Raw genomic sequence first — 13,415 nt, forward strand, 5'->3', positions numbered from 1 at the left:
CCGGTCACTCAGGCCTGGACGCACTCAGACCTCGGACGCGGCGAGCTGCCCACACGCCGCGGCGATCTCCCGGCCGCGGGTGTCGCGGACCGTGCAGGCCACCCCGGCGGCACGGACCCGCGCGACGAACTCCTCCTGCACGTGCAGCGGGGAGGCGTCCCACTGGCTGCCCGGCGTCGGGTTCAGCGGGATCAGGTTGACGTGCACCCGCTTGGTGCCGACCTGCTGGCGCAGCAGCTTGCCGAGCAGGTCGGCCCGCCACGGGTGGTCGTTCACGTCGCGGATCAGCGCGTACTCGATCGAGACCCGCCGGCCGGTGGCCTGCGCGTAGCGGCGGGCCGCGGCCAGCACCTCGGACACCTTCCACCGGTTGTTGACCGGGACGAGGGTGTCGCGCAGCTCGTCGTCGGGTGTGTGCAGCGAGACGGCGAGCGTCACCGGCAGGCCCTCGGCGGCCAGCTTGTCGATGGCCGGGACCAGCCCGACGGTGGACACCGTCACCCCGCGCGCGGAGATGCCCAGCCCGGACGGGGCCGGCTCGGTGATCCGGCGGACCGCGGCGACCACCCGCTTGTAGTTGGCCAGCGGCTCGCCCATCCCCATGAACACCACGTTCGACAGCCGCGTCGGTTCGCCCAGCGCGCCGTCCCGGGCGGCGGCGGCCGCTCGCCGGACCTGCTCGACGATCTCCGCAGTGGACAGGTTGCGTTGCAGCCCACCCTGCCCGGTCGCGCAGAACGGGCAGGCCATCCCGCAGCCGGCCTGGCTCGAGACGCACACGGTGGCCCGGTCCGGGTAGCCCATCAGCACCGACTCCGCCCGGGTGCCGTCGTGGCCGCGCCACAGCGTCTTGCGCGTCGCACCCCCGTCGCAGGCCTGCTCCACGATCGGGTCCACCAGCGGCGGCAGCAGCGAGCGGAGCCGCTCGCGGGCCGCGGCGGGCAGGTCGGTCATCGCGTCGACGTCGGCGGTGAACCGGCCGAAGTAGTGCCGGGCGAGCTGGTCGGCGCGGAACCCGGGCAGGCCGAGCTCCCCGACGGCGGCGCGACGCTCAGCCGGGTCGAGATCGGCGAGATGACGGGGCGGGGCGACGCGCTTGGGCGCCTCGAAGACGAGCGGCAGGGCAGTCATGACCCCTTGATTGTGCCAGCCGCGGCGCGCAGCGCGGCGGGCCCGACGACCGCGCAGCGCGGCTGGACGCCCCGTGGGCGCAGGCCGGCGCCCTGACTCAGCCCTGACTCAGCCCTGACTCAGCGGCCCGCGCGGCTGCGCAGCTCCTCCAGCAGTCCCAGCCGGTAGGCCCCGGCAGCCCACAGCACGACCGCCGCGACGAGCCCGACCAGGCCCTGCGGGCCCGCCTGCCCGGCGGAGTCCAGGGCGAGCAGCGCCCCGCCGGCGCCGAGCACCATCAGCACCGCGCCGACCACGATCCAGGAGCGCTCGTCCACCACCGAGGACAGCGGGAACAAGTGCGCGCCGACGATCACGCAGGCCACCGGCACCGTGAGTTCGCCCCAGTTCAGGGCGCTCAGCACCACCGCGGCCGCCACCAGCAACCCGACCGCGACGACGGCGAGCCGGAGCACCCGTGACCGCCGGCCGGGCCCCAGCGGCGCACCCGAGCCGTGCCGGCGCCGCATCACGGCCCACAGCGCACCGGTCACGCCCAGCCCCGCGGCCAGCACCACCGTGCCCGGCCCGCTCGCCAGCGCCGACGCCCCGACGATCCACCACAGCGCACCCACCGCGATCTCCAGGAACGCCAACGGCGCGTCACCGGTCACGCGGAACGGTCTGGTCATGCCGTCCACGGTAGCCAAGCCACGCGAGCCGGTGCTGCGGCCCCACAACAGGCCCACACCCCGTGTGACAAGCTCGACGAACCCCCGAACCGGCAACAGCCGCGACGCCCCCGCCCCCGAGGAGGCCGCTCCCATGCAGGACCAGGACACCGACCGCGGTGCGATCGCACCCGACACCGGCTCCCCCACCCCGCTGACCCGCCGCACCGTCGTCGCCGGCGCCGGCGTCGCCGCCCTCGGCGCCACCCTGGTGCTGGCCGGGTGCTCGAACGCCGCGAACGACTCCGCAAGCGGCTCGGCCGGCCAGGGCGGCGGGGTGCAGGCCCCCGCAGGAACCGCGCTGGGCGCGGTCTCGGACGTTCCGGTCGGCGGCGCCAAGATCTACGCGAGCCAGGGCGTCGTCGTCACCCAGCCGACCGCGGGCAAGTTCGACGCGTTCTCCACGGTGTGCCCGCACCAGGGCTGCAACGTCAACCAGATCCAGAACGCCGAGATCGTGTGCCCGTGCCACGGCAGCACGTTCGGCCTCGACGGTGCGGTTGTGAACGGCCCGGCCCAGAGCCCTCTCGAGAGCGTTCCGGTCACCGTGAAGGGCGACCAGATCACCGTCGCCTGACCGGCCGGCTCAGGGACGGACGAGCGTCCGCGGCCGCCGCCGGACGTGGAGCCGGTAGCCGACCGGCACCGTCAGCCCCGGGGTCGCGGCGATCGCCCGGTCGGCCACCTCCGCGGAGAACTCGATCCGCAGCACCGCCTCGAGCGTCGCGCGGTCGGCGAACCGCCACGTCGTGGAAACCCGCCGCAGCGTGAAGCCGTGTGCGTCGAAGAACCGCTCGACCCGGGCCGGGTCGTAGCGGGGCAGGTCGGCGCGCAGCCAGTCGCCGTACGGCGGCGCGGTGAAGTCGAGATCGACGACCGCGAGCGCACCGCCCGGGCGCAGCACGCGCTCCGCCTCGGCCAGCCCCGGCTCGCAGCCGGCGCCGAAGAAGTACGCCGTGCGGGCATGCACGAGGTCGACGCTCGCGTCGGGCAGCGGCAGCGCGGCCGCTCCCGCCTGCAGCACCCGGATCCTGGGCCGATCGGCCACCCGGCTCAGGGCCCGCTGCACCAGCGGCGGGTGCGGTTCGACACCGGTCACCGAAGCCGCGTCGGCGGCGAGCACCGGGAGATGGAACCCGTCGCCACAGCCGACGTCGAGCACGTCGAGCCCGGCCCAGGGAGCCAGTTCGCGCAGCGCCGCCCAGATCTCGCCACCGACGTCCTGGGCGGCGTTCTCCCGTTCGTACAGGTCAGGCCAGTTCCAGATGTTCGGGCTCGGGATCGGAGGCTCGATGGATCCTCCCGCACGTCGCACGGCGGAAAGCTAGCAACACCCTGTGAACCGTTAACGAGCCGGACCGTCGCTGCGACGCTAACGAGGGGGGCAGGTATCGCGCGGTGGTTGCGCGCATTCCCGCCGGGGAGGGCCTGACATGGCCGGTGATGTGACGGATCGTCGTGCACGGGGACTCGCGATCGGGGCTGCGCTGGGGGTCCTCCTCGCCGCCCTCGCCGCGTGCGGAGGCACCAGCGGGAACGTCCCGGCTCCCAGACCGGCTCCGGCCACCCCCGCCGTGACGCCCGCGGTCGCGTCGTTCTGCGGTGCGGCGGTCAACCTGCAGGCCTCGATGGCCAACCCGCCGCAGATCGATCCCACGGCGAGCCCGGACCAGGTCAAGGCGACCGTGCAGGCGTACGGCGCCCAGGTGGAGCCGCTGCTGGCCAAGTTCCAGCAGACCGCGACGGACCCGGCCAGGGCGGACGTGACGTCCATCGTCCAGAGGACTCGTGCGGCGTTCGCCGCCGGTGACCTGACGACGCTCAACACCGCCGATTTCAACAACGCCCAGGCCAACCTCAACCGGTACATGCTCGGCAACTGCGGCTACCCGCAGATCTCGGTGACCGCCAGCGACAACAGGTACCAGGGGCTGCCGGCCACCGTCGCTGCGGGCAACACGGCGTTCATGCTGAGCAACGTCGGCACCGACGTCCACGAGCTACAACTGGCCCGCGTCGCCGTCGGCGACACCGAGACCCTCGACCAGTTGCTGTCGCTGACCGGCCAGCAGTACGCGCAGAAGATCACCCTGATCGGCGACGCCACCGCCGACCCCGGACAGATCACAGCCGTCTTCGCCGCCCTCACACCGGGGCGCTACGTCGTGGCCGACTTCGTGCCCCAGGGCACCAAGCCGGGTACCGACGGGACCGGACCGCAGCACTACCTGCTGGGCATGAAGGGCGAGTTCACGGTGCAGTGACCGGCCCGGGTCAGGCGACCGGGACGGCGACGCTGAGCAACAGCCAGGAGACGAACGCCGCGGGCAGCAGCGAGTCCAGCCGGTCCATCAACCCGCCGTGGCCGGGGAGCAGCGAGCCCATGTCCTTGATCCCCAGATCACGCTTGATCATCGACTCGATCAGGTCGCCGAGGGTGGCGGCAACCACGAGTACCGCGCCGGTGAGCGCACCGAGCCACCACGCGCCGTGCAGGAGCAGCGTGACGCACAGCGCCCCGGCGACCATTCCGGCGATCTGCGAGCCGGCGAAGCCCTCCCAGGACTTCTTGGGGCTGATCGTCGGGGCCATCGGGTGCTTGCCCGCCATGACCCCGGCCGCGTAGCCGCCGACGTCGGAGGCCACCACGCAGATCATGAACGTGAGCACCCGACCGACCCCGTCGGACGGCACCACCAGCAGCGTCGCGAACGAGACGAACAGTGGCACGTACGCCGCGGTGAACAGGGCGGCGCTGATGTCGCGCAGGTAGTGCGCGGCGCCCTCGCGCATCCGCCACAGCAGGCTGGCCAGCGCGGTGACGGCGAACGACACGGCCAGCCCGGACAACCCGAACGGCCAGCTCAGCCACACCATCGCCTGGCCGCCGACGAGCAACACCGGCAGCGGCACCGAGATCCCGGCTCCGCGGCGCAACGCGCCGGCGAGCTCCCACGTCCCGACCGCGGCGGCCACCGCGAGCACGACGATGAAGACTTCCCGGACCAGCAGCAGCGCTGCCAGGATCACCGCGCCCAGCCCGAGCCCGACCGCGATCGCGGCGAACAGGTTGCGACCCAGCCGCGCCGAACGCGACGGACCGGCGGGGCCGGGCACGGGGCCGACGGCGCCGTTGCCGGGGACGGGGCCGACGGCGCCGTCGCCGGGCACGTCCGGGTTCACGGTCGCCACGCGGGGCTCTGCCGCGGCGGGAGCGGCGGGGCCGGGAACACTGTCACGGGAGAGGGTCACCGGGCTCAGACTTCGAGGAGCTCGGCTTCCTTGTGCTTGACCAGGTCGTCGACCTGGTGGACGTACTTGTCCGTGGTGCCCTGCAGCTCCTTCTCGGCACGACCGACCTCGTCCTCACCGGCCTCGCCCTCCTTGACGATCCGGTGCAGCTCCTCCATCGCCTTGCGACGGATGTTGCGGATCGTGACCCGGGCGTCCTCGCCCTTGCTGCGGGCGACCTTCACCATCTCGCGGCGGCGCTCCTCGGACAGCTGCGGGATCACCACCCGGATGATCTGGCCGTCGTTGCTCGGGTTGACCCCGAGGTCGGAGTCGCGGATCGCCTTCTCCAACGACCGGAGCTGGCTCAGGTCATAGGGCTTGATGACCGCCATCCGGGCCTCGGGCACCGTGATCGCCGCCAGCTGATTCAGCGGGGTCATCGCGCCGTAGTAGTCGACGACGATCCGGGAGAACATCGCCGGCGTGGCCCGCCCGGTGCGGACGCTCGCGAGTTCGTCCTTGGCCACCGAGACGGCCTTCTCCATCTTCTCCTCGGCGTCGAAGAGAGTCTCGTCGATCACGGCTGCTCCCAGGTCGTGTCCGATGTCTCGATGCCGAGCGAAGCCGGCACAGACCCATCAGTGATATCACTGCTCTCGGGCGTGCTGACCAGCGTCCCGATCCTCTCACCCCGCACGGCGCGGGCGATGTTGCCCTCGGTCAGCAGGTTGAACACGATGATGGGCATGTTGTTGTCCATACAGAGGCTGAAGGCCGTCGCATCCGCGACTTTCAGCCCGCGTTCGAGGACCTCGCGGTGGGTGATCTCGGTGTAGAGCTTCGCGTCCGGGTCGATCTTGGGGTCGGCGGTGTAGACCCCGTCGACGCTCTTGGCCAGCAGGAGCGCCTCACACCCGATCTCCAGGGCGCGCTGCGCACCGGCGGTGTCGGTGGAGAAGTACGGCATCCCGACGCCGGCGCCGAAGATGACGACGCGCCCCTTCTCCAGGTGCCGCATCGCCCGGCGCGGGATGTAGGCCTCGGCGACCTGCCCCATCGTGATGGCGGTCTGGACACGCGTGTCGATGTGGTGCTGGCGTTCCAGGAAGTCCTGCAACGCCAGGCAGTTCATGACGGTGGCCAGCATGCCCATGTAGTCGGCACGTGATCGGTCCATGCCGCGCTGCTGCAGCTCCGAGCCGCGGAAGAAGTTCCCGCCGCCGATGACCACCGCGACCTGGACACCACTGCTGACCACCTCGGCGATCTGCCGGGCCACCGCCTCGACGACCGAGGGATCGACGCCGACGCCCCCGCCGCCGAACATCTCACCGCCGAGCTTGAGCAGCACGCGGCGGAAGCCGGGGCGGATGCCGTCGACGTCGATCCCTGGGTCGTCCATATCTGTCCCGATTCGGTCAGACCCGCTCAGGCCTGGCCGACCTCGAAGCGAGCGAACTCCTTCACCGTGACGCCGGCCTCGTCGAGCAGCGCCTTCACGGTCTTCTTCGAGTCCTGCACGGACGGCTGCTCGAGGAGCACGACGTCCTTGTAGAACCCGGTGATCCGGCCGTCGACGATGCGCGGCAGGACCTGCTCCGGCTTGCCCTCCTCGCGAGCGGTGGCCTCGGCGATACGACGCTCGTTCTCGATCACGTCGCCCGGGACCTCGTCGCGGGTGGTGTAGCGCGGACGGGCGGCGGCGATGTGCATCGCGACGCCGCGGGCGGCCTCGTCGTCGGCGCCCTCGTAGGAGACCAGCACGCCGATCGCCGGCGGCAGGTCGGTGGCCCGGCGGTGCAGGTACAGCGCGGACGGGCCCTCGATGTGGATGTAGCGCTTGAGCTCGAGCTTCTCGCCGATCCGGGCCGACAGCGCCTGGATCGCGTCCTCGACGGTGCCGCCGTCGAGCGGGGCCGAACGCAGCGCGTCCACGTCGGCCGGCTTCTGGTCGACCGCGACCTGGAGGATCTGGTCGGCGAGGGCCTGGAAGTCATCGCTCTTGGCGACGAAGTCGGTCTCGCAGTCCAGCTCGACCATGGTGCCGCCGGACGCGACGACCAGGCCGTTGGAGGTGGCGCGCTCGGCGCGCTTGCCGACGTCCTTGGCGCCCTTGATGCGGAGCAGCTCGACGGCCTTCTCGAGGTCGCCGTCCGACTCCTCGAGGGCCTTCTTGCAGTCCATCATCCCGGAGCCGGTCAGCTCACGGAGCCGCTTGACGTCGGCGGCGGTGTAGTTCGCCATCGTGATGTCTCTTCGTCCTTATCCGTGTCGCGGAGGAAGTGTGGTGCGGCAGTGATTCGCTCGAAACGGCGGCCGGCCGGACCCGGAACTCGCCGGGCCGGGCCGGCCGCCGGAACGGGCGTTGTCAGCCGGCGGTCTGCTGGGTGCCGTTGCTGGTGCTCGCCGGCGCCGGGGTGGACGCCGCGTTCGGGGCCTCGGCGTTGGCGCCGGCACCGGACAGGCTGGCGCCGTCGGAGCCGACCTCGCTGCCGGTGTTGCTCAGCAGCTCCTGCTCCCACTCGGCCAGCGGCTCGTCGGTGCCGACCCCGGCCTCGGGCTTGTCCTCACCCTCGGCACCACGGGCGCGGGCCGAGCGGGCCATCAGACCGTCGGCCGCGGCGCGGGCGATCACCTTGGTGAGCAGCGCGGCCGAGCGGATCGCGTCGTCGTTGCCCGGGATCGGGAAGTCGACCTCGTCGGGGTCGCAGTTGGTGTCCAGGATGGAGACGACCGGGATGCCCAGCTTGCGGGCCTCGCCGACGGCGATGTGCTCCTTCTTGGTGTCGACCACCCACACCGCGCTCGGGACCTTGGACATGTCCCGGATACCGCCGAGGGTCTTCTCCAGCTTGTCCTTCTCGCGGGTGAGCATGAGGATCTCCTTCTTGGTGCGACCCTCGAAGCCCCCCGTCTGCTCCATCGACTCCAGCTCCTTGAGGCGCTGCAGCCGCTTGTGCACGGTCTGGAAGTTGGTGAGCATGCCGCCCAGCCAGCGCTGGTTGACGTACGGCATGTTGACCCGGCCCGCCTCTTCGGCGATGGCCTCCTGGGCCTGCTTCTTCGTGCCGACGAACATGATCGTGCCGCCGTGCGCGACGGTCTCACGGACGAACTCGTAGGCCCGGTCGATGTACGACAGGGTCTGCTGGAGGTCGATGATGTAGATGCCGTTGCGCTCGGTGAGGATGTAGCGCTTCATCTTCGGGTTCCAGCGCCGGGTCTGGTGCCCGAAGTGCACGCCGGAGTCCAGCAACTGCTTCATGGTGACGACGGCCATGGCCGATGTTCACCTCTCGCTCGGGCGCGGCGTGTCGCCGCGCATGCGGTTCGCGGAGCGCCGGCCGGCGGCTCCACCCTGGCGTCGCGTCGGCGTCCGGACCCGCCGGTCCACTTGCTCGTCCGGTGACGAGGCCGTGGTTCCGCGGGACCGCCCGGGCACCGTCCCCTGCAGCCGGCCCGTCCTGGACGGGCAGCGCACGGGCACGCGAGCGCGCGAAGTCACCTCGAGATTTCGAGGCGCACGTCGAGTGTACGCCGCGACGCAGCGCTGCCTCACCCGGCGTCCCGGCGACGGCCGGGTTGTCCACATGCGGGTCCCGCTGTCCACCGGCGGCGCCGCAGCGGGCCGGACCGGCCGGGTGGCGGGTCAGGCTGGCCCGGTGGATGCAGCGGTGATGCGCCCGGCGCGGATCGCGGCGGCGCTGTTCGCCGGTATCGCCCTCGGGATCGGCTGGGCGGGCACCGGAGTGGCGGCGGGGGCTGCGACGCCGCCGGCGGCGGTGACCGGGCCGGTCGCAACCGAGCCGGTCATTGTCGGACCGGTCCTTCTCGGGCCGATCGACGCCGGGGCGGTGGCGGAAGGACCACCGGCGCCGGCGCCGCGGCAGCACGTGCCGCCCGGGGCACGGCCGCCGCAGCCGTCCCGCGGGCCCGGCGAGCCCGGTCCCGTTCCCGGCCGGCCCGGTCCCGCCCGGCCGCCCGGCGCCGGTGCGCTCGCACCCGGGGCGGCCTACGCCTGGCCGCTGCACCCCCTGCCCGTGGTCCGCTCACCGTTCCACGAGCCCACCCACCGCTACGGTCCGGGGCACCGCGGTGTCGACCTGGCGGGGGTGCCCGGGCAGCCGGTGCTGGCCGCGCGCGATGGCACGGTGGTGTTCGCCGGCCCGGTGGCCGGTCGTGGCGTCGTCTCCGTGCAGCACGCCGACGGGCTGCGCACCACCTACGAGCCGATCACCCCGACCGTCACGACCGGCACCGTCGTCGCGCGGGGCGAGCGGCTGGGCACTCTCGCCCCCGGCCATCCGGGCTGCCCCGACCCGGCCTGCCTGCACTGGGGCGTGCGGCGCAGCACCGCGGAGTACCTCGATCCACTGGTGCTGCTGCGCCCGGCCCGGGTCCGGTTGCTGCCGGTCCCGGATCCCTGGCCCGGCGGCACGCGGTGACCGACTCAGCCCGCCGCGAGTTCCTCGAGCCGGCCACGCAGCCGCGTCACCAGACGCGTGTGCAGCTGGCAGACCCGCGACTCGGTCACCCCGAGCATCCGGCCGATCTCGGCGAGCGTCCGGTTCTCCAGGTAGTACAGCCGCACCACCAGCCGGTCGCGCTCCCCGAGCTGGCCGACCGCCATCGAGAGCTGCCGGGAGGTCTCCCGGCGCTGCACGACGGCCATCGGGTCGGGGACGGAATCATCGGCAAGCATGTCGGCCACCGGGATCGTGCCGGCCCCCTCGTCCAGCGCCTCCACGCTCACCAGCTGCACCGGACAGGCCATCCCCCTCAGCTCGCGCAGCGTGATCCCGAGCTCGGCGGCGAGCTCGCGGGGGGCCACCGCCCGTCCCAGCCGGCCCTCCAGCCGTTCCTGCACCCGTTCCAGCTCGCGGATCCGGCCGCGGACGGTGCGCGGCACCCAGTCCTGCGCGCGCAGCTCGTCGAGTATCGCCCCGCGGATGCGCTGCGCCGCGTAGCTCTCGAAACGCGTACAGCGCTCCGGATCGAACCGCTCGATCGCGTCCAGCAGGCCGAAGACCCCGGACTGCACGAGATCGGCGAGATCGACGTAGGACGGCAGGCCTCCTGCCATCCGTCCGGCGACCCCCCGGACCAGCGGGGTGTAGTGCACGACGAGCCGGTCGCGCTGGTGCCGGCCCCGATGCGCGACGTAGTCCCGCCAGAGGTCGTGGATCCGTTCCTCGATCGGTTCGGTCGGTGTGTCCGTGTCATCCGTTTCGCCCGTGGGCTCGGGGGCGCCTACGACGCTGCGCAGCGCGGGCGGGCGGGGACCGCCGGGGACCGGCGTCGTGGTGGCTCTCGGCGGCGCCCCCTGAAGCCTCTCCTCGATGCGCACCAGCACCGGGGCCAGCGCGCTGGGCAAGGCCGTGACCTGCGCCGACTCCGCCAGGGACTGCTCAAGCCCTGGGGTGCGCCTGATCATGGACCACCTTCAGCCGGTCGACCGTCACGTGCGTGTAGAGCTGCGTAGTCGACAGCGTAGCGTGACCGAGCAACTCCTGTACGTGACGAAGATCCGCGCCGCCGTCCAGGAGATGAGTCGCGGCGGCGTGCCGCAGTCCGTGCGGCCCGATGTCCGGTGCGCCGGGCACCGCCGTCATCGCCCGGTGCACGACGGAGCGCGCCACCCGGGGATCGAGCCGGCCGCCACGGGTGCCAAGCAGCAGCGCCGGAGGCGAGGCCGGCCGGGCGAGCGCCGGGCGCCCGACGGCGAGCCAGCGCTGCAGCGCACGCTCGGCCGGGACGCCGTAGACGACGGTGCGCTCGCGGTTGCCCTTGCCCACCACACGCAGCGTGCGCCTACCGGCGTCGACGTCGTCGACGTCGAGGCCGCACACCTCGGCCACCCGCACCCCGGTGGCGTAGAGCAGTTCGAGCAGCAGCAGGTCGCGCAGCGCCACCGGATCGTTCTCGGCCGCGCCGGAGCCGGCCGCGTCGAGCAGGTCGGCGGCCTGATCGGCGCGCAGCACCGCGGGCAACGCGGCCCGCGGCCGGGGCGACTCCAGCCGGGCGCCCGGGTCGGTGGGCAGCCGCCCGGTGCGCTGGGCCCAGGCGGTGAACGTGCGCGCAGCCGCGGCGCGGCGGGCCAGCGTGGAGCGGCCGGTGCCGGTCGCGTGGGCGTCGGCCAGCCAGCGTCGCAGCAACGGCAGGTCGAGGGCGGCGAGTTCGGGCCGGGGCAGTTCCGCGAGCAGGCCGGTCAGGTCACCGCGGTAGGCGCGGACGGTGTGCGGGGAGCGTCCGCGTTCCAGGTCGAGGTACTGCAGGAACGCCTCCAGTGCGGCGGCGACCTCCGGGGCGAGCTCGGGCGCGGACCGGACCATCCGCTGACCGTGCGGGGGCGACGACGCCGGGTCAAGCACCGCCACACCCCTGTGCAGGCCGGTGCATCGACCGGAGCAGGTCGGCCAGCCCCCCGGTCGCCCGGCCGCGGATCCGCGCACTGGTCCGTACCCGGACCTCGGTCGGCGCGACGAGCCGGTAGCCGGCAGCGGCCATCCTGCGCCAGAGCCCGTGCTCCTCGCCGTGGCCCTCGACGGGAAACCCGCCGACGGCCAGGTAGGCGTCGGCGCGGAACCCGAGGTTGGCCGCGTAGACGTGGTCGTGCCAGCCGTCGTGCAGACCCTCTGCCACCAGCGCCTCGTAGCGCTCGAGGACGTCCGCCGACAGCCGGGCCGGGGCGTGCAGGTCGGCGAGCCCCGCGACGCCGTGCGCCCCGCCGGCGGCGTGCCAGAGGTGGGCGGTGGCCCAGTCCCGGGGCACTCTCGTGTCGGCGTCGGTGCTCAGCAGCCAGATGGTCTCCGCGGCGTGTCCGCGGAGGCGGCCGAGGAGGTGACGCACGCCGACGTCGCGGATCCACCCGACCCCGGTCGGACGCCGCCACGACGGCACCCCGCTCGCTGCGGGGCACGCCGGGCCCGGGTCGGGCGCGGCCAGGGCGGTCGGCGCCGGGCCGGGAGCAGCCGCCAGGACGCCGACGGGCGCGGAGTCCCGCGGGGGGACGGCGGATGCGGCGCCGTCCACCGGGAGTGCGGCGACGTGTCCGGTGACGGCACCGCCACCGAGGCCGCACCGGCAGTTCTCCACCCGGGCGGGCGCGCCGGTCACGGCCGGGGCCAGCCCGGGACCGAGGTGAACGGCCGCCGCTTCGGGCCAGTCGTCGAGTGCGGCCGCGACCCGCGCCGGGGTGTCGTCGGTGCACCGGTCGAGGATGACCGTGACCGCCCTGTGGGTCGCCGGCGGCAGTTGCCGCAGCGCCGCGCGCACGCTGCGCAGGCATTCGGTGATCCGGTCCTGCTCGTTGCGCGCGGGAATCACCACTCCGACGGCGCTGATCACCGGCGCCTCAGCACGTGCAGGACGAACTGCTCGTCGACGTGCTCGACCACGTCGTCGAGAGCGGCGTGCGCGCGGACCATCCGGTGGGTGGCGCCCGCGTCGCGGGGCGCTTCGGCCGGCCAGCCGCGCCAGTGCACGACGACGAGATCCCCCCGGGGTCGGAGGACGTCGACGGTGCGGTCGAGCGTTGCCCCGACCGTCTCGTCGTCGAGGTAGTAGAGGACTTCGCTGAACACGGCCAGGTCGATGGGTTCCTCGGGTACCGCGGCCGGCAGCGCGGCTTGCGTGACCAGCACCCCGGGGCGCGTCGCGGTGGCGGCACGGGCCCGGGAGGCCGCCTCGGCGACCGGGTCGGAGGCGAGCACCCGATCACAGCGTTCGGCCAACGCGACCGTGAGCTCACCGGTGCCGCACCCCGGCTCGAACGCGAGGTGGTAGCGCTCCTGCGGCAGGCAGGCCAGCACGACGTCGCGCTTGCGCCGCTCGTACCAGGAGCCGGCCTGCCAGGGGTCCGCTCCCCCGGCGTAGAGCTCCGCGAACCGGCCCAGCGGGGCGGAGACGGCCGGTGGTTCGCGGAAGAACAGCTCGGCGTCGCGATGGGTGTGGGCGAGCATTGCCGGGCTCAGCACCGGTGGGGAGCCGTCCGGGGAGCGGTCGATCTGGGAGGTGAAACAGGCGATGGCGGCCTGCTTGGCGGCCCGGTCCGCAGGGTCCAGCGGCAGGAGGTGGGCGCGATCCCATCGGATGGCCGGGTCGCCGGGGTTCATCCAGGCCCACATCCAGATCGGGTACGACCAGCCGTGCGCGGTCACCGGCGCAGCTGCGGCCGCGGCGATGCCGACGGCCCGATGGTCGGGATGCGGATCGCCGGGCCAGGGCGCCAGATAGGCGCCGGCGTCGGCGAGGAACGGGCGCAGCGCGGCGGTGAGCTCGTCGGAGCGCCCGGCGAGCCCGGAGTCGGGCAGTCCGAGCCGGTGCACCGCGATCCCGCCC

15 protein-coding genes are annotated in these 13,415 nt (G+C 73.4%); 3 read left to right on the forward strand and 12 right to left on the reverse strand.

The features are described from left to right. Positions 1-24 precede the first annotated feature (24 nt). Together rlmN and HF526_RS02050 are read right to left on the reverse strand one after the other, a co-directional pair. Positions 25-1,131 (reverse strand): dual-specificity RNA methyltransferase RlmN, encoded by a 1,107-nt coding sequence (gene rlmN, locus HF526_RS02045; protein ID WP_169379463.1) that lies wholly within the window; start codon positions 1,129-1,131, stop codon positions 25-27. Positions 1,132-1,250: 119 nt separating this feature from the next. Continuing rightward, the gene (locus HF526_RS02050) at positions 1,251-1,802 is read right to left on the reverse strand and encodes a hypothetical protein (RefSeq protein ID WP_169379464.1); all 552 of its coding nucleotides are present in this window, start codon (positions 1,800-1,802) and stop codon (positions 1,251-1,253) included. Between the two features lie 133 nt (positions 1,803-1,935). Between HF526_RS02050 and HF526_RS02055 the strand changes: the two genes are divergently transcribed. Then, complete coding sequence (locus tag HF526_RS02055) at positions 1,936-2,418, forward strand: Rieske (2Fe-2S) protein (RefSeq protein WP_169379465.1); 483 nt, start codon at positions 1,936-1,938, stop codon at positions 2,416-2,418. A gap of 9 nt (positions 2,419-2,427) precedes the next feature. Here HF526_RS02055 and HF526_RS02060 read toward each other — a convergent pair whose 3' ends face one another. Further along, positions 2,428-3,156, reverse strand: coding sequence for a methyltransferase domain-containing protein (locus HF526_RS02060; RefSeq protein ID WP_169379466.1), 729 nt, complete (start codon positions 3,154-3,156; stop codon positions 2,428-2,430). A 259-nt stretch (positions 3,157-3,415) separates the two neighbouring features. On the opposite strand from HF526_RS02060, the gene HF526_RS02065 reads away from it, so the two are divergent. Next, on the forward strand, positions 3,416-4,105 hold the full coding sequence (locus tag HF526_RS02065) for a hypothetical protein (RefSeq protein WP_169379467.1): 690 nt from the start codon (positions 3,416-3,418) through the stop codon (positions 4,103-4,105). A 10-nt stretch (positions 4,106-4,115) separates the two neighbouring features. Here the strand turns inward: HF526_RS02065 and HF526_RS02070 are convergent, their stop codons facing one another. The 5 genes from HF526_RS02070 to rpsB all read right to left on the reverse strand — a co-directional run bounded on the left by HF526_RS02070 (position 4,116) and on the right by rpsB (position 8,355). Next, the gene (locus tag HF526_RS02070; protein ID WP_420821574.1) at positions 4,116-5,033 is read right to left on the reverse strand and encodes a phosphatidate cytidylyltransferase; all 918 of its coding nucleotides are present in this window, start codon (positions 5,031-5,033) and stop codon (positions 4,116-4,118) included. Between the two features lie 65 nt (positions 5,034-5,098). Next, on the reverse strand, positions 5,099-5,656 hold the full coding sequence (frr, locus tag HF526_RS02075) for a ribosome recycling factor (protein WP_169379468.1): 558 nt from the start codon (positions 5,654-5,656) through the stop codon (positions 5,099-5,101). Then, a complete protein-coding gene (pyrH, locus tag HF526_RS02080) occupies positions 5,653-6,477 on the reverse strand; it encodes a UMP kinase (protein ID WP_420821575.1) in 825 nt (274 codons plus the stop codon). Before pyrH ends, frr begins: the two co-directional genes overlap by 4 nt. A 26-nt stretch (positions 6,478-6,503) precedes the next feature. After that, positions 6,504-7,319, reverse strand: coding sequence for a translation elongation factor Ts (tsf, locus tag HF526_RS02085; protein ID WP_169379469.1), 816 nt, complete (start codon positions 7,317-7,319; stop codon positions 6,504-6,506). A gap of 124 nt (positions 7,320-7,443) precedes the next feature. Next, the gene (rpsB, locus tag HF526_RS02090; protein ID WP_169379470.1) at positions 7,444-8,355 is read right to left on the reverse strand and encodes a 30S ribosomal protein S2; all 912 of its coding nucleotides are present in this window, start codon (positions 8,353-8,355) and stop codon (positions 7,444-7,446) included. Between the two features lie 382 nt (positions 8,356-8,737). Here rpsB and HF526_RS36745 point away from each other — a divergent pair, with 382 nt between their 5' ends. Further along, the gene (locus tag HF526_RS36745) at positions 8,738-9,520 is read left to right on the forward strand and encodes a M23 family metallopeptidase (RefSeq protein ID WP_338051233.1); all 783 of its coding nucleotides are present in this window, start codon (positions 8,738-8,740) and stop codon (positions 9,518-9,520) included. A 5-nt stretch (positions 9,521-9,525) separates the two neighbouring features. Here HF526_RS36745 and HF526_RS02100 read toward each other — a convergent pair whose 3' ends face one another. The 4 genes from HF526_RS02100 to HF526_RS02115 form a co-directional block, all read right to left on the reverse strand. After that, positions 9,526-10,509 (reverse strand): FliA/WhiG family RNA polymerase sigma factor, encoded by a 984-nt coding sequence (locus HF526_RS02100; RefSeq protein WP_169379471.1) that lies wholly within the window; start codon positions 10,507-10,509, stop codon positions 9,526-9,528. Continuing rightward, positions 10,484-11,407: a tyrosine-type recombinase/integrase gene (locus HF526_RS02105; RefSeq protein ID WP_169379472.1), complete on the reverse strand. Its 924-nt coding sequence runs from the start codon at positions 11,405-11,407 to the stop codon at positions 10,484-10,486. The genes HF526_RS02100 and HF526_RS02105 overlap by 26 nt, the downstream gene beginning before the upstream one ends. Positions 11,408-11,438: 31 nt before the next feature. After that, positions 11,439-12,422 carry a glycosyltransferase family 2 protein gene (locus HF526_RS02110; protein WP_169379473.1) on the reverse strand — a complete coding sequence of 328 codons (984 nt, stop codon included), beginning with the start codon at positions 12,420-12,422 and terminating at the stop codon, positions 11,439-11,441. Further along, positions 12,419-13,415, reverse strand: a 997-nt coding sequence (locus HF526_RS02115; RefSeq protein ID WP_211176624.1) for a methyltransferase domain-containing protein, incomplete at its 5' end; no start/stop codon positions are given. The genes HF526_RS02115 and HF526_RS02110, both read right to left, overlap by 4 nt.

The organism is Pseudonocardia acidicola, from assembly GCF_012911935.1.
GTDB lineage: Bacteria > Actinomycetota > Actinomycetes > Mycobacteriales > Pseudonocardiaceae > Pseudonocardia > Pseudonocardia acidicola.